Raw genomic sequence first — 20,316 nt, 5'->3', positions numbered from 1 at the left:
CTGTCGGCGATTAGTGTGTTCCCTATTAATGACTCGGCTAGAGTTCAGTTACTATTAATTATACCAACATGGCGATTTCTATGGGAGGATCTAAATCATATATATATGTGATTTACGTCACTTAATAGGAACAACTGAAATCGAAGTTGGGTTTTTATTCGGTAAAAACAAAGAATATCCATAATACTAATAAGCTTGGTATTATTAACATTAGCTACACTTAGTGTAGCTTCAATGAATCGAAAAGAATATAAATATTGTGAAAACTTAAATTCTTGTTACCACTCTCACTATATCACATCCACTGTTACCAGTCAAGAGCTTGAGCGAATTAATTGCCTATGTCGCTTATATCTCAGGTTTAAAGACACTCTCGCTTTACGCTTACCGGGTAATCCTGTAAAATCTGCTGCCGATAGCCAGAAAGCCATAGAAGAAAACTTTAACGCAGAAATAATTCTTGATTTACGTGAATGTTGTCGAAAATTAAAAGTTTCACCAAAAGCAATTTTCTTGAGTACATAGCTGGATCTCATTAGTATTGTCATGAAAGAAAATCAGATTTCTGTAGCAGTTATTTCTAACCCACATTCCGCACCCTCAAGTGTCACACCCCAAGGAAACCGATGTATTTAGTACATAAGAACTAATGCTTGTGAGGGTTGACTAAAATTTATTGAAGCTAAATAGAAATAACTACTATTAAAGCAGATATACAGTCAACAAAAACGACTAAGTACAAAATTTTGATTCTGAGGTGATTGTAATGGAAAACTTAGTCCACAATCATTGAAAGCTTTATCCTCAATGACTATAAAAAAAACTAAAAAAACGTTTTAAATCCAATACCCGTGAATGAAATTGTCAAACTGCTTGTGGGGGAAGGATTTTCAAGTCTTTTTCTATATCTCTGATTTCAGATTTATGGGAAGAGTTTTTGCGCTTGAATTTGGACATTTTAATTTTGACAACACGGGGATTAATACGTTTTCGTCGGGGGCGATCAATTTCAGACTGGGAAATTAATGATAATAAATATTGATGTTGAATTTCTCGTAATTTTAAGGATGAATGGCTGATGAGTTGTACTAAATCTATAACTAGTTGCAAAGATTCAAGAAAACTAAGGAGTAAAGGATTTTTATTATATTCGTTAGCAGATTGGTAAATTAAATCGCGGAGTAGATTATAAGCAATTAACATAGCATAAAGTTCTTGTTCGACTAATTCAGATGTTTTGCTCCGAAAAATAGTGGGCATTTGTCCTTTGAGCGTAGCACATTGATGTGTTTTTATTTCACAGAAACTAATTTCCACCTCCCATCTGCAATGATAGTGAATAATTAATTCTTTGGCAGAAATATTAGGGTCAATAATACTAGTAACTAAACGACGAGGGAGAAAACCAGGAATTTGATATTCAATAACTCGGACAATGATACTTTCCTGATTCCATTGTTTATGCGATTCTGTAGATTTTTCTAAATTGAGAATTTTGCCATTAATTTCTGATAAATAACTTCCATCTGGATATCTAGCCATGTATCCATCTGGCAAACGAGAATCAGAGATAACAGGTAGTTTAACATTAGAAGCTACCCTAAGTAAAAAGTCGCATTCTTTTGTACGAATACTAAAAATAGTTGCAAAGGAATATAAACCAGCATCTAATAAAAATAATAAGTTTTTCTGGTTAAATTGTGCCAGTAATTTAGTCATTAAAGTCCTTTCACCAGTTCCTTTACCTTGGCTCGAACCATAGGTAAAATCTAGGATCAGGCGTGTTGATGCTGATATTAATGTGACTATTCTCAGCATGGGAAAAGCACTTTCTCCTCGACCACATTTAGACTTCCCAAATTTATCACGATTACTTTCAGTATCAGGTGTCGTACCTGTGGAACCATCAAATATTACTGTAGTCCATTTATGAAAGTCATATTTCAATGTTGTCAAACTAGAAGTGAGTTTTTTAAATATTAGTTGAAAAACTGTTAATCCTATACGAACTCTGGCATGACTCATAGCACCTTCAGAAATAAGTTGTTTTGGTAGACAACAGGATAACCACCTCAATCCTGATATCATCCAATCCATTATTCCTAAATAACTTAAATCACGACGGATAGTGGAGAGAATTACAAACCAAATGACAAACGTTGGTACTAGAATCGTTCCTTGACGACATTTACTTGATGAAACACTCGCCAAAGATTCTTTGATAATAGTTGATAAATGTTTTGCAATTGGTTGCAGATCATATTCTGTCGTAAACTGAGTAAGCATCTGATGATGTTCTTTTTGAATTCCCATACAAAACTGTCAAGGATGACTTGAAATAAACTCTTATAAAGCTTAAATATTCTTTCATATTTTGTCAATATATACTATCAGGCTACTCATTTTGGAGCAGGAATAAAAATTCTCGACGAAAAAAATGACACATTTATGATTTTTTAAATTTGATTTCAAATAATTGACAAGATTGATGATTTATAAATTCAAGAAAAATCTCATGATCATATAATTTTAGATACATTTTGCCTGGAGTTTAGACTAAACTGAAGTTATTTTTATGCCTTAATATTTGCAGAATTAATATTAGTAATTATTTGTAGGCTATTAATTTCATTCACGGGTATTGGATTTAAGTCAACAATTGAAATAAACCCCGGTATGGCTTCTATAAATTCATTTTGATATGCCTCTAGTTCTGGATTCATAATTTTAATTGAAAAACTTAATTTCTACTTTATTCCTAATATTTTAAATTGACATAAATTTGGGCATAAATTTGATTTTGAATATGTTATCAAAACCAGCGATTATACCCTATGAAAATATTGATTTGTGCCAAGTTAAAATCTAATCAATCCACAACGACACAAACCGGAATTCTTTACCACTAAATAACCCCCGGTCACTCAGTTTTAAGTCTGGGATCACCAGCAATGCCATAAATGAAAGTGTCATGAATGGTGCAGTCAGTTTTGACCCTAATTGTTTTGCCCAATTATCAAGTTCTGCATACTGTTTTGCTACCTCATAACCATCGCTATCACTCATCAACCCAGCCACAGGTAAAGGTAATACATGAACTACATTGTCTTCTGCTATTGATAGGTTTGACAGGAACAAATGGTAACAAAGTTGACCCGGTTTTTGCTGTTAAAACACCTTGACAATAAGTAGCCAACACCGTGAAATCTTGTAAATTATCAACAACAATCAAATCTGCACTGTCCCCAACTTGTAGTAATCCCACATCCAAATTGTAATGTTTGACAGGGTTCACACAGGCAATTTGCAGGACATTCATCACATCGTGACCTAATGCCACAGCCCGTTTTACCAGTAGATTTATATCCCACATTCCGCACCCCAAACTGTCACAGATCAAAAAAGCCCTTAAAGTAGTACATAATAACTAAAGTCAATTCAAAAATTAAGATGCTTAATGATAATAAATAGCATTAAAAGCGAAATGGTGTGAGAAAGTGAAACTTGGTAACAAAAGAAAAAAATGAATTGATAACCAAATAAGAAATAATTGATAACAACAGAAGTATGAGAGGAAACTGTTGTGAAATTAAAACCTCAAGAAATGGAAATTCAGAACATAGACCATCTAGGGATAGTAGCAGGAATCATAGATTCAATCGGAATAGTAGAAATAATAAATGAATTAATAGGAGTCGAAAAAGACGAAAAAGTAAATGCAGGTCAAGTGGTAAAAGCCATGATAATAAACGGGTTAGGATTTGTCTCCAAACCGTTATATATGTTTCCCAAATATTTTGAAACAATAGCCTGTGAGCATTTAATAGGAGCAGGAGTAAAACCAGAATATCTCAACGACGATAAATTGGGGAGAGTCATGGATAAACTGTTTATAAAAGGCTTAGATACAATCTTTTTTATCATAGCCTTAAAAGCTGCTCAAAAATTTGGAGTATCACTATCAACATCACATCTAGACTCATCATCAATGCACGTGCATGGGCAGTATAACACTAGCTTACCATTCGTAATATTTGAGAGTCAAAAAGTAGGAAATAACCAAGAATTAGAAGAATTAGCAGTAAAATCACCAAAAGAAATAACCATCACCTACGGTTATTCTCGTGACCATCGTCCAGACTTAAAACAGTTTATCATAGAAATGATATGTTCAGGAGATGGAGACATACCAATATTTTTAAAACTAGCATCGGGAAACCAAGCTGACTCATCATGTTTTGGTAAAATAGCAGTAGAATATCAAAAACAATTAGAAGTTAATAGTCTCATGGTTGCTGACGCTGCTTTATATACAGAATCAAACCTGAAAATGATGTCAGAATTACGTTGGTTATGTCGAGTACCATTAAGCATAAAAGCAGCAAAATCATTAATATCAACATTAGCAGAATCAGAATTTATTGATAGTACAATACCAGGATATAAATTAGCATCAAAAATCCAAAATTATGCAGGGATAGAACAAAGATGGTTAGTAGTGCAAAGTCAAGAAAGAAAAGAATCAGACCTGCATAAGCTCACACAAAAAATTACCAAAGCAGAATCAAAAGCTGTGCAAGATTTGAAAAAGTTATCACAAGAGAGATTTGCATGTGTTGCAGATGCTATCAAGGCATTATCAAAATTATCAAAACAATTCAAATATCATCAAATTCACGAAAGTACGGTGACTCAAGTAAAATCTAATAAAAAAGATACTTCAGGAGAAATATCCTATCAAATATCAGCTACAGTCTCCCAGGATGAAAGTAAAATTAATACAGAATTGCTGAGTGCGGGACGTTTTATTATTGCGACAAATGTTTTAGATTCAAAGGAACTAAGCAATGATTCTATGCTCAGGGAATATAAAGCTCAACAATCATGTGAAAGAGGGTTTGGTTTTCTCAAAGACCCATTATTTTTTGCCGACAGTATTTTCCTCAAAAGTCCTGAGAGAATAGAGTCTTTGGGAATGATTATGGGTTTATGTCTACTGGTTTATACTTTGGCTCAACGTCATATTAGAAATGCTCTTTTGGAGTCTAAATCAACAATTAAAAATCAATTAGGCAAAGCAACTAATCGTCCTACTTTACGCTGGATTTTTCAATGCTTTCAGTGTATTCATTTGGTTACACTCAATCAGGAGAAACATATTTCTAATTGGAATAAGGACAGAGATTTTATCTTGAGTCTTTTACCAGATGATTGTTTACGTTACTATCAATTAGTCAGCTAATTATCATCTCTATCAATTTAATTTCTATGAGTAAAGATGAGCTAATCTCTTTGATTTATAGCTCCATTTTACTATGTCTATAATTTCGTTTTTTACTTTAATTGATTAGTCTAACTTATAATTATTTCTTGAATATCTTCTTTCGCTTATCTATTGACCTCTCCAGGTGGTGTGCATTCTTATTGCTTCTTATTGAGAATAGATTTTGATGACATTTTTGGTGATTTACTGTTTCTCAAATGCCTTTTTTCACTTTATCTGTTTGTTTTGATGCTTCCTTTGATTTTCATCTCCGTAATTTCCCTCTGTAACATTTTGGGGTGCGGAATGTGGGATTTAAATATTGTCATTCGTACCGCTGTCCTGACCCCAGAACAAACTTCGATTGGTGTTGGCGGTGGTATTGTGGCACTTTCTGATCCCCAAATGGAGTTTCACGAAATAATGCTGAAAGCTAAGGCATTGATTCAGGCAATGATGATCACAATAAATGGAAGCAATTATCAAAGCATTGTGGCAAGCCCTAAGTGCGAACAATTTACAACAGGGATATGTGCGTTTACGGATCTACCACCTGCTATTTGTATTCCCCTCAATAATTGGGGGGGAGTACCAACATTGATAACTAAGATTTTACGTCAAAATCGCGCCACCCATTAACCGCTCATACCTATACTTCAACTCATCCTGCATTAATGGCCAACGCGCTAAACTTGCATCCATCTCAATCACCTTTTCCGCTGCTTGTCGTGCTAACAGCAAAATGTCCTCATCTTCCACCAAACTAGCCAAAGTAAAATCCGCTACACCTGATTGGCGAGTTCCCATCACTTCTCCAGGACCGCGAAACCGCATATCCATTTCCGAGATAAAAAAACCATCTTGGGACTGTTCCAACACCTTCAAGCGTTGTTGAGCATCAGGACTTCTAGAACTACTCATTAATAAACAATAAGATTGCGCTGCACCCCGTCCTACACGACCCCGTAATTGGTGCAATTGTGATAAACCAAATCTTTCCGCGTGTTCAATCAGCATCACAGTGGCATTAGGAACATCCACTCCCACCTCAATCACAGTGGTAGAAACGATAATTTGAGTTTCATTATCGCGGAATTTGTGAATTGCTGCTTCTTTTTCGGCTGAAGTCATGCGTCCATGCAATAACCCAATTTGAAAATCAGGAAAAACACTTTCTTGTAACTTTTGATGTTCATCTACAGCCGAACGTAAATCTAATTTTTCCGATTCTTCTACCAAAGGCAAAACTATATAAACTTGTCTACCTTGGGCAACTTCTCGACGGATTAAATCGTAAGCCTGGGGACGTTGTTGACCACTTAACATTGTGGTTTTAATTTGTTGTCTTCCCGGTGGTAATTCATCAATTTGACTAACATCTAAATCCCCATGTACAGTTAATGCCAAAGTCCGAGGAATGGGCGTAGCTGTCATGGTTAAAACATGAGGTTGTTCGCCTTTTTGCTGTAACTTTGCCCGTTGTTGTACCCCAAAACGATGCTGTTCATCTATTACTACTAAGCCCAAACGTTGAAAATTAACTTTATCTTGAATTAAGGCATGAGTCCCGACTAATAAAGGTAGCTCACCTGTTTCTAACTGAGAATGAATTTCTCTCCTTTTGGCTATTTTTGTCGAACCTGTTAATAATTCAACAGGCAAATGTAACAAGTTAAACCAACTAACTAACTTACGATAATGCTGTTCTGCTAATACTTCCGTGGGAGCCATTAACGCCGCTTGATAACCTGATTGAATTGCTGCCAAAATAGCAATAACAGCAACCACAGTTTTCCCTGAACCAACATCACCCTGAACTAAGCGATTCATGGCTACAGGTTTTTGTAAATCGGTGAGAATTTCATTAACAACTCGTTGTTGTGCGCCGGTCAGTTGAAAAGGGAGAATTTCGTTAAATTCTTCTAATAATTTACCTGTGGGTGCAAGTATGGCACTAGTTTGAATTTCTCGCGCTTTTTTTTGCCGTTGCAATAAGCCTAGTTGCAAGTAGAAAAATTCATCAAATACTAACCGACGACGAGCGATTTTTAAGGAGTCACTATCTTTAGGAAAATGAATATTAGGAATTGCATCTTTCAATTCCATCAAAGCATATTTTTCCCGTAAACCTTTAGGTAAAGGATCTTTTAAATTCACTGCTGCTGTTAAAGCGATCATCATTGCCTGTCTGACTGTATTAGCCATTACTCCTTCAGTCAGGGCGTAAATGGGAACAACTCGCCCAATAGTGAGAGAATCAATGGTATCTCCTGGATTTGCCAAAACTTCCAATTCTGGGTTATCCAAAGTTAAACCATATTTACCACCTTTTACTAATCCACAAGCTGCTAACATACTACCTACAGGATATAGGCGTTTTAAACTTTCTTGCCAACCACGACTACTAAAACGCGCACCTGCATAAAAACGGGTAACTTTAATTTGTCCAGTATTATCTTTGAGGATTAATTCTAAAATTGATAATTTCTTATTTTTAGGACTGGTGAAAAAATTAAACCGTTTTACCGTCGCTATGATAGTTACTGTTTCTCCTCCTGCCAACTCACTAATATTTACTTGACGGGCATAATCAATATGATCACGAGGATAATAAAATAGTAAATCACGGACTGTATATAAATTTAATCGCCCTAAATTCTCGGATTTTCTGATGCCAATTTCTGGTAAATCTCTCAGTTGTTTATCCAGTGTTGGTGCTAGTCTTTTACTAACTTCGGCAACAATTGGAGTTGTGGGATGTTGATTTTTAGATTCGTAATTTATTTGAGGTCCTTCTGTTTCTAGTTCTTGTTGAAGTTGATTTAGATATCTTCTAACTTCTGCTACTAAATGTTGTCTTTCTGGTAATGTTAAATTTGGATAATTGGCAAATTGCATTCCTACTTGATGCCAGCGGAGTCTTTCTTTTGGTGGTAAAGCAGTTGGGAAATTACCAAAAGTCAAACAAAGAAACTCACTAAAGCGATATTGCTTACCTACTAAATCTATAAAGCCTTTTTCTGCCTCAAATGCTAAAGCTTTATGTAATCTTATCCAATCGAGCATTTCATTAGTCATTGGTTAATTGTCAGTTGTCGGTTGTTAGTTGTTAGTAGGGGCGAAGCATTTGGAAGATAAATTATCGGTCATTGCCAAAAATAGTTCTCCAAATGCTTCGCCCGTACAGTTGTCAGTTGTCAAGGGAGTATGTAGTTTTAATAGATATATATTTTCAATAACCTATACAGGTTCTAATTTTTAATTTTGCATTTTTCATTCCGCCCTGCGGTACTAATCCTCAAACCAACTAGCACGCCAAGCGGCTTCAGCTTCAGCAATTTTAAGTTCTCGTTGTCTTTTTTGATATTCTCGTCCGAGTTTATTCAATTGCATTAAAATATTACGAATTGCCTTGCGTTCTGACAATAGTGTTGCTTCAGCAAATTCTATTTCTCCTAGTCGTAAGTGAATAGCCATAATCTGAGTGAGGCTAGAATCTTCGGAATCTTCCTCATTACTGATTTCTATGACTAAGTTTAATAAATTGGGAGGGCTGGGCATCATATTACTAGAAGCTTCTGAAGAAGCAGCAGCAGCGGTGGCAGCGACTAAAATCGGTTCTGGTAGTTTTTTGGGTAAAACCCCTGTTTTTTGGATGAAGATATTAGCTGATTGGGAGACTTTTTTTAAAGTTTCCTGAATCTCTTCTTCTAAATTTTGTTGCCATTCAACTAGTTCTATGGGGTTAGAAGGATCTAATGCTTGAGGTTGTTGTTCGTTTTCTTCGTTTTCTTCGTTTTCTCCTTCCTCCTCAATTTCTACAACTGCTTCTGTTTGGGTAACTTCTGGAGGTTGAATATAACTAATTAATTCTTTAGCGGCTTGTTGACTTAATTTACGAAGGCTTTGTTGTAATTTTTGCCGTTGATTTAGTGATAAGTTCAGAAATTCATCAGGATATCCTTGGGTACACAGGTAATAACTAGCCAAAATCAATTGTTTTTGTAAGGCTGATCCCAAGGTATTTATATATTTAGTATAGGCTAAATTGAGTTCGTGAGCGATCGCCCTAATCGCCTCTTTTAATTCAGTAATATCTTTTTCTATCCGTTCAATTGCTCTTGCCATAACTTTAAGCTAATTAGTTGTCGGTTGTCAGTTGTCAGTTGTCGGTTGTCGGTTGTCAGTAGGGGCGAAGCATTTGGAAGATAAATTATCGGTCATTGCCAAAAATAGTTCTCCAAATGCTTCGCCCGTACAGTTGTTAGTTGTCAGTTGTCAGTTGTTAGTTGCTTTCTGTAGTACAAATATACGGATTTTGAATAAATAATCATCATTTAAATAAAATACAGGCCACGCAGAACGCGCTGGCCTGTAAATGGGAATAGTTATTAGTCAAAAATAAAAGTCCATAATCAACAACCAATTATTAAGTATATATTCTTAACAACTGACCACTGACAACTGACCACTGACTAATCACAAAATTACTTAGCACCCATTTGGGCAGCAACTTCATCAGCAAAGCTCATTTCGTTCTTTTCAATGCCTTCACCGAGTACATAGCGCACAAAGCGACTAACTTGAATTTCTTCGCCAACTTTGGATTTTACTTGTTTCACCAATTCTTCTACCGAAATACTTTGATCACGGATATAAGGTTGATCTAGTAAAGTCATTTCTTTGAGGCGCTTATCAATTCTACCTTGAACAATCTTTTCTTTGATGTTCTCTGGTTTGTTGCCTAAGTCGTCCTTACCCATTTCGATGTCTTTTTCTTTGGTGACAATTTCGGCAGGGATTTGGTCTACGCTAACGTATTCAACGTTAGGACAAGCAGCAACTTGCATTGCAGCGTTTCGTGCCAAGTTTTGGAACTCTTCATTAGTAGCGGCTGCATCGGTTTGAGAATTTAGCTCCAATAATACACCAACACGACCACCAGTATGAATATAGCTATCTGCTATTCCTGGTGTATCAGTGGTGAGAGAGAAATTCACAAAGCGACGCACTTGAATATTTTCACCAAGAGTAGCAATGGTTTCTTTGATGAATTCATCAACAGTGACGCTGGACTTTTCAATATAGGGTTGAGCCAATAAAGACTGCACACTATCAGCAGTTGCAGCTTGTTGTGCCAGATTCTTAACTAAGGCTTTAAAAGCTTCATTGCGGGCAACAAAGTCAGTTTGGCAGTTGACCTCTATGAGTACACCTATCTGTCCATCAGCTTGAATATAGGTGTCTACTAAACCTTCTGCGGCAATGCGAGCGCTTCCTTTATCAGCTTTAGCAATACCTTTTTGCCGTAGCCAAGTTGTAGCCGCTTCGACATCACCTTCATTTTCCTTCAGTGCCTTTTTGCAGTCCATCATGCCAGCACCGGTTTTTTGGCGTAGCTCTTGGACGAGTTTTGCAGATATTTCCGCCATATTGCCTCAATTCTTAACTTGACAGATACAAATATTATTCAAGATTATCAGACGATCAGGACTCATTTGAAAATCATTTAAGAGACTTCCAATCAAAAAAAATATCCCAATCTGTAGTATGGATGTAGGGGTAAAGCGCAGTCCCTTGAAACCAGAGAATAAATTCCCTGTCTAAAAGCTAAAGTCGGTTAAAACCGACTATTTTAGCGTAAATAGGATAATTATTGATTTTGAGTTAACCAGAGTGCGTTTTAACGCACTCTGGTTTTTAGACCGGAACTTAAGTTCTGGGCGGGAATGTTGCAGCCAAACAAATAAGTTATCCCTAGCCTAAGTTGACACCAATGAGAGCTGCTAAACCCCTACTTGTTTGCCAGACTACTTATGCTTCGCCTTCAGATTCAGTGCTATCACTTTCATCATATTCGTAATCTTCGTCAGCATAATCATCGTAATCTTCTTCTGCTTCTAGTTGACCGTGACGGCCTTCGTAGATAGCATCTGCTAATTTACCAACAATTAGCTTAATGGATCTGATTGCGTCGTCGTTGGCTGGAATAGGAATATCCACAACGTCTGGATCACAATTTGTATCCAACATGGACACAATGGGAATACCTAATTTTTCGCATTCTTGAACTGCGTTATATTCCCGCTTCTGGTCAACAATAACCACGATATCGGGAACTTTCCTCATGTTTTTAATGCCGCCCAAGTATTTTTGTAGCTTCGTCATTTCCCGACGCAGCATAGAGGCTTCTTTCTTTGGCAATAAATCCAGTGCGCCGGTTTCTTCTCTCCGCTCTAAATCTTTGAGACGCTCGGCTCTGGTTTTAATCGTTGCCCAGTTGGTGAGCATTCCACCCAACCAACGTTGGTTAATGTAGTGAGAACCACAACGGAGGGCTTCTTGGGCAATAATTCCGGCTGCTTGGCGCTTAGTACCAACAAACAGGAATTTTTTACCTTGCTCGGATTGGGTCCGCATATAATTATACGCGTTATCCATCAACTGGGCTGTTTGTACCAAGTCAATGATATGTACACCATTTCGTGAGGTGTAGATATAAGGAGCCATTTTAGGGTTCCAACGTCTGGTCTGGTGACCAAAGTGAACACCTGACTCCATCATTTGAGCCAAGGAAACTACTGGCATATTTTGTTACTCCTATTCGGGTTAAACCTCCATCTAGGTGCATTTCTCAATTTAAGAAACACCCGAATTCCCAGATGTGCGGATTTTAGACAACTGTACTAGGGTAACACAAATATATTGAATTTTGTGGTGAACTGGGATTTTTTATTTTCCGTATCATTATTTTAAGGATACTGAAAGAGCTAAAAATCATGCTAATTTAGTAATATAGTTAACATTTGATTACGATACAAAACTATATGAATACGATTTTAATTATTGAAGATGAAGTTCAAATCAGAAACAATCTTAGGCAGATATTGCACTTGTCAGATTTTGATACATTAGTTGCAGAAAATGGGTTACAGGGTTTAGAGTTGGCTAAAGATAAACATCCTAATTTGATAATTTGCGATTTAATGATGCCTGAGTTAGATGGCTATGATGTATTAACTCAACTGCGTCAGCATAGTGATACTGCAACAATTCCTATAATTTTCTTAACTGCTAAATCAGAGTGGTCAGATTTACGTAAAGGGATGGAACTTGGTGCTGATGATTATTTAACAAAGCCTTTTAATTCTAATCAATTATTGCAAGCGATCGCTACCAGACTGAATAAACAAGCAATATTTGAGCAAAAAACTCAGGAAAAATTGGATAATTTACGCAGTTCTATTACTAATTCACTACCCCATGAAATTAATACCCCTCTCAGTCATATTATAGGAATATCAGAATTATTGATGGCAAACTATGGAGAATTTGACCAGGCAGAAATATTAGAAATGCTACAACATATTCATAAAGCTGGTCAACGCTTGCATAGATTAACTATGAATTTTATCATGTATGCAGACCTGGAGTTATTAGCATCTAACCCGGAAAAAGTAGCAGCACTGAGAAATAATGGAGTTAAAACTTTTGTCACATCAATAGTTGAAAGTGTAGCTGGGGAAATTGCCAAAAAAGCTGATAGAGAAGCTGATTTAACGATTGATATCTCAGATGGTATGGCGCAAATATCTCCTGCAAAAATAGCTAAAATTACTGAAGAAATAATTGAGAATGCCTTTAAATTTTCTCTGCCTAATACACCAGTGAAGATTGTCGGAAATAGTAATAATAATGCCTTTCATTTATATGTAATTGACTATGGACGTGGTATGACTCAGGAGCAAATTAATAATGTTGGGGCTTATGTCCAATTTGAACGTAAAATGTATGAACAACAAGGTTCTGGTTTAGGATTATTAATTGTTAAAAGATTGGTAGAACTACATGGAGGAGAGTTTTCCATTGAGAGTATCTATGGGGCGCAAACTATTATGAGAATTGTGCTTCCTCAGCCGAAATTTTAAGAAATTTTGGTCATAGACTTGACTAGAAAAGCAAGAGAGAACATTGAGAATATATTCAAAGCTATATCGAACATTTTGGGAAGGGAACAGGGAACAGAAGAAGATGTCAGGGTTTTCAGCATTTTCCCTATAATGGAAATTGTGGATTTGTGGAGATATAGAAAAAAATGACTAAGCTACGGGTGGGTTTACTGTTTGGTGGACGTTCTGGAGAACATGAAGTTTCAATAATTTCGGCACGGGCGATCGCTCAAGCCCTCAGTTTAGAGGAAAATGCTAATAAATACGAAATTTTGGCTTTTTATATCCAAAAAGATGGTGTTTGGCAAGCAGGAGAAGTTGCACAACAAGTTTTAACATCTGGTGTTCCCCAAGAAATCCCCTCCATAACCCCTAATTTATGGCAATTCCCGTCCGAAACTGCCCAAGTTGAGCTTTGGTTTCCCGTTCTTCACGGTCCCAATGGCGAAGATGGTACAATTCAAGGTTTATTGACTTTAACCCAAGTTCCCTTTGTTGGGTCTGGGGTATTGGGTTCAGCAATGGGAATGGATAAAATTGCCATGAAAATGGCCTTTGCCCAAGCGGGACTACCTCAAGTAAAATATAAAGCTGTGACGAGGGCGCAAGTTTGGTCAAATGCTTGTGTATTTCCCAAATTGTGTGATGAAATTGAAGTTGTATTAGGCTATCCCTGTTTTGTCAAACCTGCTAATCTAGGTTCATCGGTAGGAATTGCTAAAGTGCGATCGCGTCAAGAATTAGAAACAGCTTTAGATAATGCAGCCGCCCATGACAGACGGATTATTGTTGAAGCTGGAGTTGTGGCCAGAGAAGTTGAATGTGCAGTTTTAGGTAACGACAACCCCAGAGTTTCCGTCATTGGTGAAATTACCTTTGAGAGTGATTTTTACGATTACGAAACTAAATATACCCCAGGGAAAGCCGATTTATTCATTCCTGCAAACTTACCAGAGGTGGTAGCACAACAAATTCAAGATATGGCTTTACAAGCTTTTGCGGCTGTTGATGCGGCTGGGTTATCCAGAGTAGACTTTTTTTATGTGGAAGCTACGGGAGAAATTTTCATCAACGAAATCAATACTTTTCCAGGTTTTACCTCTACAAGTATGTATCCCCAACTCTGGGCTAATACGGATATACCCTTTGCCAAATTAGTAGATCAGTTAATTCTACTAGCAATTTCAAGACATTCTCCAATTAATTAAGGGGATTAGGGAGAGAAGATAGCGGATTAGGTAAAGAGGGAAAATAAATATTTTCCTCTTGTCTAAACTATGATTTGTGTGATTAATTTGATTAATGTGATGGATAATGAACAAGAGGTTAAAAAAAATAGATTTATTAGAGTTTTTCTAGTAAATCTAGTGAGAAAGTACCCTGGGATCTGGTTCTTGAGTTTGTTCCTAATTCCTATAGGAGTTGCAATTTTTGCATATCATCAACTGAGTTATATTAGCTATGTACCACAAAAAGAACAAAAAGAAACCGCACTTATCCCTGTACAATCAACCATTTCCACATTTTCCGATCCGAGTAATCCTCTACCTTTATGGTTGATAATTGCAGTTATCTTCTGCTGTTCCAGTGGTTCTTTTGTAATTTTCTACCTACTGCAAAACTCAAGAGAAGGCACAAAAGCTATTCAACGCACTCGCAATAGTCAAAAATTGTCCTCGCAGAAACGTCATAAATCCCCAAATTTTCCATCTGACAGCAAAAATTTGCTCATAATTTCGCCACCAGAGAAAATCTATCCCCTCAATACCAATGCGGAATTTGTTAGAGACAGACAAGATTCACGATTCCTCTAGAAACTTGTAAACACAAGATTTTTAAGAAAGTGCCAACTTGGCAACCAAGTTTTAATTACCTAAGTTACATTGATGCAAGATAAACAAATTCAATATTGTGGCTATTAGAGGCTACTACATATTGATTTTTCTCATGCAGTACCAGAGTTTATGCTAACATTTTTCAAGCATAAATAACAATGATTTACAAATAATTGATTGACCATTGATGGAGTCAAAAATAATCACAATAATCAGGTTTGACATTTGCTGCAATGGGAATATTAACCGCATATAGATACTGTTTTTGCTACATTACCCCCCAAATGACTTGACAGTATTTGTATATATTTCTAAACGCTACAGCAGTAAATGTAGAGTGGGAGATTTCAGGCTTTTGGTATGCCTCCTCCCACTCTCTTTTTATTTTGTGTAGGGGTGAAGCATTCGCACGAGAAAAATATGGAACAAACAGATAAACTATATTGGCGAATGCTTCACCCTTTCCACGAGAAAAACATGGAACAAACAGATAAACTATATTGGCGAATGCTTCACCCTTTCCACGAGAAAAACATGGAACAAACAGATAAACTATATTGGCGAATGCTTCACCCTTTCCACGAGAAAAATATGGAACAAACAGATAAACTATATTGGCGAATGCTTCACCCTTTCCCATAGAAATGACAAAGAAATCCATCTATTAAATTTATGCCCTACAATTCCAATATTCACCACCGCCGTTCCATCCGATTAAAAGTATACGACTATACTCAACAGGGAGCATATTTTGTCACCATTTGCACCCATCAACGTAATTGTTTATTTGGTGAAATTGTAGATGGTGAAATAAAATTAAATACAAATGGCGAGATAGCAAGGGGTTCTTGGTTATCTATTCCTCGATATTTTAAAAATGTCGAGTTAGATGAATTTGTGATCATGCCCAATCATTTACATGGGATTATTATCATTGAGAGTTCTGAGGTGGCGGGTGAAGCATTGGCAAATCAAGATTTTTCACAATCGTTTTCTGAGGTGGTGGGCGAAGCATTGGCAAATCAAGATTTTTCACAATTGTTTTCTGAGGTGGCGGGCGAAGCATTGGCAAATCAAGATTTTTCACAACAACAAAATTTATCAAGCCAATGCTTCGCCCCTACAGTCTATACGGGTGAAACAATTAAAATTAATGGGACAAAACCACAATCTTTGGCGGCAATAACTCAAAATTATAAATCAGTTTCTACACGCCAAATTAATCGGATGAATAAAGCTAAAGGAAATGTAATTTGGCAGCGTAATTATTATGAACATATTATCCACAATGAGGAAGCATTAAATAATATTCGTGAATACATTGTCAACAATCCGATAAATTGGGTAAAAGATCAGGAAAATCCTGCTAATTTTCAGACAATGCAATTATTATCTAATAAAAATCCAATCAGATTTATTTAAAAGAAATTGGTATCTTTTAAAAACTCCAAAATTGCGGCATTCACAACAGTAGAAGAACCAGTTGAGGCATCATGATAGCAATTTTGCAAAATTTGTAACCGAGAATTGGGAAGATGTTGATGTAGTTTTTCCCCATGACTAGCAGGAAACCAACTATCTTGATCTCCCCATAATACCAAAGTTGGACATTCAATATTTTTGAGATTTTTTTGAATATTACTCAACATACTTGGCTGATTCGTTCGCAAATTCTCAATTTCTTGAGCAGCAATTTGTAGATCTTCCGCAACTTTTACCAAAGTTCCCGGAATTTCAATAAATGGGTAAGTAATCCAGTAAATATCTTCCTCTGTTAACAGGGAAGGATCATACAATACCTTCCGTCTTTCTGTTCCCATAACTTTTCTAACTAAAGGTGCAAACCAATATGCGAGACGTAAATTATCAACTGCATGGATAATCTCTATTGGTGTTTGTGCCAGTAAACCCATAGACCAATGAGGTAAGCTTTCTGTAAAAATAGGGGCATTAATTACTACTAAACGTCCGATTAAATCAGGATTTTTACCAGCTAATCCTAAAGAAATTAATGCTCCTATAGATTCTGCTACTATTATGGGTGGTTCATCACATAAAGCTTGAATAATGCGTTTTAATTCAATAATTTGATGTCCATTTTCTTCTCGACGAGATACAGGTTTTTCGGAAAAACCAAAACCTTTAAAATCACAACAAATTACCCGAAAATGTTGAGATAATGGTTCAATACTATGTCGCCAATTATAACTCCAACTGCCTAAACCATGTAATAGAATTAGCGGTTTACCTCGACCTTTTTCACCATAAGCTATTTGAATTGGATAACCTTGAGCATCAGGAATAACGAGATATTGCCGTCCTTGAGGAAAATTATCTTGCCACCAATCTTTCATAATTTTATAGGATAATTTAATTACCAGTGAAGACTTGCCATAATATTCTTAGTAATATCACAGGGATGGATATTAAGACAATAGCCAGTAAAAATAAACCCACAGTAAAAATTAGGATAAATGATTTATCTGCTTTTTGATTTTGCTGAGGAGATTTTAAAGATTCTTCCAATAAAATAATATTGTAATTATTAGCTTTCCACGCAAAATCAAACAAGTCTCCTAACATGGGAATAGCCCCAAATAAGGAATCAACAATTACATTCATTACCATCCTGCCTAATGTGGCTGTAGGTACGCCTAATTGTGCAGCTTCAATGATAATATAAAAGGAAAGTATGAGTCCTAAAGCATCACCTCCTATGGGAAGTAATCCAATAATAGGATCTAAACCAATTGCTACTTGTGTTCCGGGAACGGTAATTATATTATCTAATACCTTACTAAATTGACGTAGACGCTTTAATCTAGGTGCATAAGCATCAGGTGTAATTGAAAACTGTTCGGAAGAATTAGGCATTATTAATAATTTTCGATGACTTGATGATCAACTTTTCTATTATCTCATTTATCTAACTAAAATTTTTTCATATTTGCTTGATAAAATTGTAGCTAGATTAACTATTCTTTGATAATTGTCGAATCGGTTTATATTATCAGCATTTTTGCTTAACTAATGTTTAGAGAAATGTCTAATTAAGTACCATAATACAGCTATATTAACTATGAAAACTAAGAGGGTGTTTGAAAAGTTTTGAATGTATAGACTGACCCCTCTCCAAACCTCTCCCCTGCAAGGGGAGAGGCTTTAAAACCCCCATTCCCTTGCAGGGAAGGGGGGTAGGGGGGTTAGGTGTTTGAAAAGTTATGGTTGATGTATCAAATATTTTTTACCCCACCCTAACCCTCCCCTTGTAAAGGGGAGGGAACTGGATTTTTATTGTTTCCCCCCTTTACAAGGGGAAAGGGGGGTAGCAATGTGATAAAAATTACGGAATACCACTTTTCAAACATCCTCTAAAGCATAAATTTCCGCAGCTATACCACTAAATTTTAAAGTTGAACTTTTGATATTAATGACTTTTTCTAAAAGCCATTCAATTATCTCCAGTTTTCCTTCTAAAACATAGGATTGAGAGAGCATAATTAGAGCTTCATGATTTTTCAAAGCTAAAAGTAAAACGAGGGATGTTGCCGCTAATAGTAAAGCAACAAATCCCTTATAGATAACGATTGCCACTAAACCAGGAGGACGCTTTTTATACATTAAATTTTGATTATTGATGATTTATAGAAATTCGGTTTGATTTTTGTATCCTTCATAAAAATAAGTAGGGTGTGTAAAACCCTTGCTTTTCGGTTTGATAGTTGTCAACAGAACACAGACTCCAAGTATTGACAGCAGGACTATAGACGAGCCAATAGTAGCATAACCGAGTCCGCTTTTCTCATGTGGTTTGGTGAGAATATCCCCCACTGTTGCCCCAAATGGTCAAGTCAGAACAAATGCTACCCAAAACAAGATAACTTGGGAAATTTGGGTATAATACAGCGGTTTCCGCTCTTATGAGGTACAAGGTTGAATCATGAAACTCTTGTAGTGCGGGCATACTTCGACCCTTCGACAGGCTCAGGGCATCGCTTGCTCAGTACAAGTCTTGCCCGCTAGATATGTACCTCATAACACCGGGAAGTGCTGTAATATGCTGCCAATACGAAAGCAAGTAAACTAGCAATTAAAACATATCCGCAGGATCAGCAGATTGGAGTTTATTAGTAGCAATTACTCCGGAAATAGCACACATAATTATAGTTAATAATAGCACTTGTAAACCACGAATTATGGTCATATACATGGGCAAATTTGTCGCTGTTCGGGTTAGCTGATAAAGTCCTAAAGATACGGCTAACCCTGGGAAAAATCCCAAAGCTGCTAAAATTAAAGCTTCTTCAAAAATAATAGTTAGTAAATAAAAATGACGATATCCGATGGCTTTAAAGGTTGCATATTCTCGCAAATGGGCATTAACATCTGTAGAAAGAACTTGATAAACAATAATTACTCCAACCACAAATCCCATTGATACACCGAGATTAAAAATAAACCCAATGGGAGAATTGCTACTCCAAAAGTTATTTTCAAATTCAATAAATTCCTGATGAGTGAGAACCTTAACATCATCTTTCAAATAAGCCTTTAATTGGGCAACAACTTGGTCAGTTTTATAACCTGGTTTGATTTTAACTAAACCGATGTTCACACTACTTGTAGGCTGCCTGGCAAAGATTTGGGAGAAATTATTTGCACTGGTAATTAAACTACCGTCAGCGGCAAAGGAAGCACCAAGTTTAAATAAACCACCAATAGTAATTGTGCTACCATTAATTTCAGTTGTGACAGTTTTACCTTCTTGAATTTTCTTTATTGCTTGTTGATATTCCCCTCTGGCTGCCCGATCAAATAAAACTGTATTTGGTAATTTAATCTTCTGTAATTGTTGATTAATTTCTGGTAAATCAAAAGCTGGTTGATCTGGATTTATCCCAATAATTAAAACTCCAGTTTCCAAATGTGTTTGGGGATTCTTCCAAATAATATGATTGCAATACATAGCTTCAGCCGATTTCACCCCCGGTATGTCCATTGCTTGATAAAGTCGTCTCCGGGAAAAAATAGACATACTTTGTAAACTACGGGCTTGGGGACTAATGAGAATAATATCAGCTTGTAAACTGCGATGTAATCTAGTATTGCTGTCATATAAAGCAGTTTGAAAGCCTGACTGCATAAACATAAGAACATCAGCGAAAGCAATACCTGATATTGCTACGAATAAACGACTTTTTTCATGAGTAAGTTGCAACCAACCCAAAGGAGTTCGTCGTCGAAATTGTTGAAAAATACTAATCATAGG

21 protein-coding genes and 2 pseudogenes are annotated in these 20,316 nt (G+C 36.3%); 9 read left to right on the top strand and 14 right to left on the bottom strand.

The genetic code is table 11. The features are described 5' to 3' along the window. The first annotated feature begins 234 nt into the window (after window positions 1-234). Window positions 235-525, top strand: coding sequence for a hypothetical protein (locus tag HGD76_RS03135; RefSeq protein ID WP_168694934.1), 291 nt, complete (start codon window positions 235-237; stop codon window positions 523-525). Window positions 526-864: 339 nt separating this feature from the next. Here HGD76_RS03135 and HGD76_RS03130 read toward each other — a convergent pair whose 3' ends face one another. The 4 genes from HGD76_RS03130 to HGD76_RS25095 form a co-directional block, all read right to left on the bottom strand. Beyond that, complete coding sequence (locus HGD76_RS03130; RefSeq protein ID WP_168694730.1) at window positions 865-2,313, bottom strand: IS4 family transposase; 1,449 nt, start codon at window positions 2,311-2,313, stop codon at window positions 865-867. A 260-nt stretch (window positions 2,314-2,573) separates the two neighbouring features. Beyond that, window positions 2,574-2,723, bottom strand: coding sequence for a hypothetical protein (locus tag HGD76_RS03125; protein WP_168694528.1), 150 nt, complete (start codon window positions 2,721-2,723; stop codon window positions 2,574-2,576). A gap of 142 nt (window positions 2,724-2,865) precedes the next feature. Then, a complete protein-coding gene (locus HGD76_RS25100) occupies window positions 2,866-3,066 on the bottom strand; it encodes an adenine deaminase C-terminal domain-containing protein (protein ID WP_233467026.1) in 201 nt (66 codons plus the stop codon). Continuing rightward, on the bottom strand, window positions 3,059-3,373 hold the full coding sequence (locus HGD76_RS25095; RefSeq protein WP_233467025.1) for an amidohydrolase family protein: 315 nt from the start codon (window positions 3,371-3,373) through the stop codon (window positions 3,059-3,061). The genes HGD76_RS25100 and HGD76_RS25095 overlap by 8 nt, the downstream gene beginning before the upstream one ends. Window positions 3,374-3,604: 231 nt before the next feature. Between HGD76_RS25095 and HGD76_RS03115 the strand changes: the two genes are divergently transcribed. Beyond that, on the top strand, window positions 3,605-5,242 hold the full coding sequence (locus HGD76_RS03115) for an IS1634 family transposase (RefSeq protein ID WP_168697347.1): 1,638 nt from the start codon (window positions 3,605-3,607) through the stop codon (window positions 5,240-5,242). Window positions 5,243-5,566: 324 nt separating this feature from the next. Beyond that, window positions 5,567-5,902: pseudogene (locus HGD76_RS03110) on the top strand (chorismate-binding protein); the annotation flags it as partial. On the opposite strand, the gene recG reads toward HGD76_RS03110, so the two are convergent. Beyond that, window positions 5,876-8,341, bottom strand: coding sequence for an ATP-dependent DNA helicase RecG (gene recG, locus HGD76_RS03105; protein WP_168694933.1), 2,466 nt, complete (start codon window positions 8,339-8,341; stop codon window positions 5,876-5,878). The pseudogene HGD76_RS03110 and the gene recG sit on opposite strands and share 27 nt — an antisense overlap. 28 nt (window positions 8,342-8,369) lie before the next feature. Here recG and HGD76_RS03100 point away from each other — a divergent pair, with 28 nt between their 5' ends. Then, window positions 8,370-8,525 carry a hypothetical protein gene (locus HGD76_RS03100; RefSeq protein WP_233467023.1) on the top strand — a complete coding sequence of 52 codons (156 nt, stop codon included), beginning with the start codon at window positions 8,370-8,372 and terminating at the stop codon, window positions 8,523-8,525. 29 nt (window positions 8,526-8,554) lie between these two features. Here HGD76_RS03100 and HGD76_RS03095 read toward each other — a convergent pair whose 3' ends face one another. Next, the gene (locus HGD76_RS03095; RefSeq protein WP_168694932.1) at window positions 8,555-9,391 is read right to left on the bottom strand and encodes a hypothetical protein; all 837 of its coding nucleotides are present in this window, start codon (window positions 9,389-9,391) and stop codon (window positions 8,555-8,557) included. 31 nt (window positions 9,392-9,422) lie between these two features. On the opposite strand from HGD76_RS03095, the gene HGD76_RS03090 reads away from it, so the two are divergent. Further along, complete coding sequence (locus HGD76_RS03090; RefSeq protein WP_168694931.1) at window positions 9,423-9,593, top strand: hypothetical protein; 171 nt, start codon at window positions 9,423-9,425, stop codon at window positions 9,591-9,593. A gap of 157 nt (window positions 9,594-9,750) precedes the next feature. Here HGD76_RS03090 and tsf read toward each other — a convergent pair whose 3' ends face one another. Next, window positions 9,751-10,695 carry a translation elongation factor Ts gene (tsf, locus tag HGD76_RS03085; RefSeq protein ID WP_168694930.1) on the bottom strand — a complete coding sequence of 315 codons (945 nt, stop codon included), beginning with the start codon at window positions 10,693-10,695 and terminating at the stop codon, window positions 9,751-9,753. 382 nt (window positions 10,696-11,077) lie between these two features. Next, the gene (gene rpsB / locus HGD76_RS03080; protein ID WP_015083055.1) at window positions 11,078-11,851 is read right to left on the bottom strand and encodes a 30S ribosomal protein S2; all 774 of its coding nucleotides are present in this window, start codon (window positions 11,849-11,851) and stop codon (window positions 11,078-11,080) included. A gap of 239 nt (window positions 11,852-12,090) precedes the next feature. Between rpsB and HGD76_RS03075 the strand changes: the two genes are divergently transcribed. From HGD76_RS03075 to HGD76_RS03065, 3 genes are all read left to right on the top strand, one after another. After that, window positions 12,091-13,191: a hybrid sensor histidine kinase/response regulator gene (locus tag HGD76_RS03075; RefSeq protein ID WP_168694929.1), complete on the top strand. Its 1,101-nt coding sequence runs from the start codon at window positions 12,091-12,093 to the stop codon at window positions 13,189-13,191. A gap of 167 nt (window positions 13,192-13,358) precedes the next feature. After that, entirely contained in the window at window positions 13,359-14,420 is a 1,062-nt protein-coding gene (locus HGD76_RS03070; protein WP_168694928.1) for a D-alanine--D-alanine ligase family protein, read from the top strand. Window positions 14,421-14,579: 159 nt separating this feature from the next. Beyond that, window positions 14,580-15,026 carry a hypothetical protein gene (locus HGD76_RS03065; protein WP_168694927.1) on the top strand — a complete coding sequence of 149 codons (447 nt, stop codon included), beginning with the start codon at window positions 14,580-14,582 and terminating at the stop codon, window positions 15,024-15,026. A gap of 289 nt (window positions 15,027-15,315) precedes the next feature. Here the strand turns inward: HGD76_RS03065 and HGD76_RS03060 are convergent, their stop codons facing one another. After that, window positions 15,316-15,708 (bottom strand): hypothetical protein, encoded by a 393-nt coding sequence (locus HGD76_RS03060; RefSeq protein WP_168694926.1) that lies wholly within the window; start codon window positions 15,706-15,708, stop codon window positions 15,316-15,318. A gap of 11 nt (window positions 15,709-15,719) precedes the next feature. On the opposite strand from HGD76_RS03060, the gene HGD76_RS03055 reads away from it, so the two are divergent. Beyond that, window positions 15,720-16,469 (top strand): transposase, encoded by a 750-nt coding sequence (locus HGD76_RS03055; RefSeq protein WP_168694925.1) that lies wholly within the window; start codon window positions 15,720-15,722, stop codon window positions 16,467-16,469. Here the strand turns inward: HGD76_RS03055 and HGD76_RS03050 are convergent. From HGD76_RS03050 to devC, 5 genes and pseudogenes are all read right to left on the bottom strand, one after another. Then, complete coding sequence (locus HGD76_RS03050; protein ID WP_168694924.1) at window positions 16,466-17,401, bottom strand: alpha/beta fold hydrolase; 936 nt, start codon at window positions 17,399-17,401, stop codon at window positions 16,466-16,468. The genes HGD76_RS03055 and HGD76_RS03050 overlap by 4 nt on opposite strands. Window positions 17,402-17,417: 16 nt before the next feature. Beyond that, a complete protein-coding gene (locus HGD76_RS03045; RefSeq protein WP_168694923.1) occupies window positions 17,418-17,921 on the bottom strand; it encodes a DUF4112 domain-containing protein in 504 nt (167 codons plus the stop codon). A 486-nt stretch (window positions 17,922-18,407) separates the two neighbouring features. Then, complete coding sequence (locus HGD76_RS03040; RefSeq protein ID WP_233467022.1) at window positions 18,408-18,668, bottom strand: DUF2127 domain-containing protein; 261 nt, start codon at window positions 18,666-18,668, stop codon at window positions 18,408-18,410. Window positions 18,669-18,689: 21 nt separating this feature from the next. Continuing rightward, window positions 18,690-18,881 (bottom strand): annotated as a pseudogene (locus HGD76_RS26175) (hypothetical protein); the annotation flags it as partial. Window positions 18,882-19,137: 256 nt separating this feature from the next. Further along, entirely contained in the window at window positions 19,138-20,313 is a 1,176-nt protein-coding gene (gene devC / locus HGD76_RS03035; RefSeq protein WP_210967780.1) for an ABC transporter permease DevC, read from the bottom strand. Window positions 20,314-20,316: the final 3 nt, after the last annotated feature.

Source organism: Dolichospermum flos-aquae CCAP 1403/13F (assembly GCF_012516395.1).
GTDB classification, from domain to species: Bacteria; Cyanobacteriota; Cyanobacteriia; order Cyanobacteriales; family Nostocaceae; genus Dolichospermum; species Dolichospermum lemmermannii.
The sequence above is the reverse complement of the archived record's forward strand: the minus strand, read 5'-3'. Positions and strand labels throughout refer to the sequence as shown.

What these genes read in the sequence shown, in the direction of transcription:
- HGD76_RS03125 (WP_168694528.1), bottom strand. Translation starts at nt 2,723, where the DNA reads ATGAATCCAGAACTAGAGGCATATCAAAATGAATTTATAGAAGCCATA.
- HGD76_RS03060 (WP_168694926.1), bottom strand. Translation starts at nt 15,708, where the DNA reads ATGGATTTCTTTGTCATTTCTATGGGAAAGGGTGAAGCATTCGCCAAT.
- HGD76_RS03115 (WP_168697347.1), top strand. Translation starts at nt 3,605, where the DNA reads ATGGAAATTCAGAACATAGACCATCTAGGGATAGTAGCAGGAATCATA.
- tsf (WP_168694930.1), bottom strand. Translation starts at nt 10,695, where the DNA reads ATGGCGGAAATATCTGCAAAACTCGTCCAAGAGCTACGCCAAAAAACC.
- recG (WP_168694933.1), bottom strand. Translation starts at nt 8,341, where the DNA reads ATGACTAATGAAATGCTCGATTGGATAAGATTACATAAAGCTTTAGCA.
- HGD76_RS03040 (WP_233467022.1), bottom strand. Translation starts at nt 18,668, where the DNA reads ATGTATAAAAAGCGTCCTCCTGGTTTAGTGGCAATCGTTATCTATAAG.
- rpsB (WP_015083055.1), bottom strand. Translation starts at nt 11,851, where the DNA reads ATGCCAGTAGTTTCCTTGGCTCAAATGATGGAGTCAGGTGTTCACTTT.
- HGD76_RS25095 (WP_233467025.1), bottom strand. Translation starts at nt 3,373, where the DNA reads ATGTGGGATATAAATCTACTGGTAAAACGGGCTGTGGCATTAGGTCAC.
- HGD76_RS03070 (WP_168694928.1), top strand. Translation starts at nt 13,359, where the DNA reads ATGACTAAGCTACGGGTGGGTTTACTGTTTGGTGGACGTTCTGGAGAA.
- HGD76_RS03045 (WP_168694923.1), bottom strand. Translation starts at nt 17,921, where the DNA reads ATGCCTAATTCTTCCGAACAGTTTTCAATTACACCTGATGCTTATGCA.
- HGD76_RS03135 (WP_168694934.1), top strand. Translation starts at nt 235, where the DNA reads ATGAATCGAAAAGAATATAAATATTGTGAAAACTTAAATTCTTGTTAC.
- HGD76_RS03075 (WP_168694929.1), top strand. Translation starts at nt 12,091, where the DNA reads ATGAATACGATTTTAATTATTGAAGATGAAGTTCAAATCAGAAACAAT.
- HGD76_RS03095 (WP_168694932.1), bottom strand. Translation starts at nt 9,391, where the DNA reads ATGGCAAGAGCAATTGAACGGATAGAAAAAGATATTACTGAATTAAAA.
- HGD76_RS03050 (WP_168694924.1), bottom strand. Translation starts at nt 17,401, where the DNA reads ATGAAAGATTGGTGGCAAGATAATTTTCCTCAAGGACGGCAATATCTC.
- HGD76_RS03130 (WP_168694730.1), bottom strand. Translation starts at nt 2,313, where the DNA reads ATGGGAATTCAAAAAGAACATCATCAGATGCTTACTCAGTTTACGACA.
- devC (WP_210967780.1), bottom strand. Translation starts at nt 20,313, where the DNA reads ATGATTAGTATTTTTCAACAATTTCGACGACGAACTCCTTTGGGTTGG.
- HGD76_RS25100 (WP_233467026.1), bottom strand. Translation starts at nt 3,066, where the DNA reads ATGAGTGATAGCGATGGTTATGAGGTAGCAAAACAGTATGCAGAACTT.
- HGD76_RS03055 (WP_168694925.1), top strand. Translation starts at nt 15,720, where the DNA reads ATGCCCTACAATTCCAATATTCACCACCGCCGTTCCATCCGATTAAAA.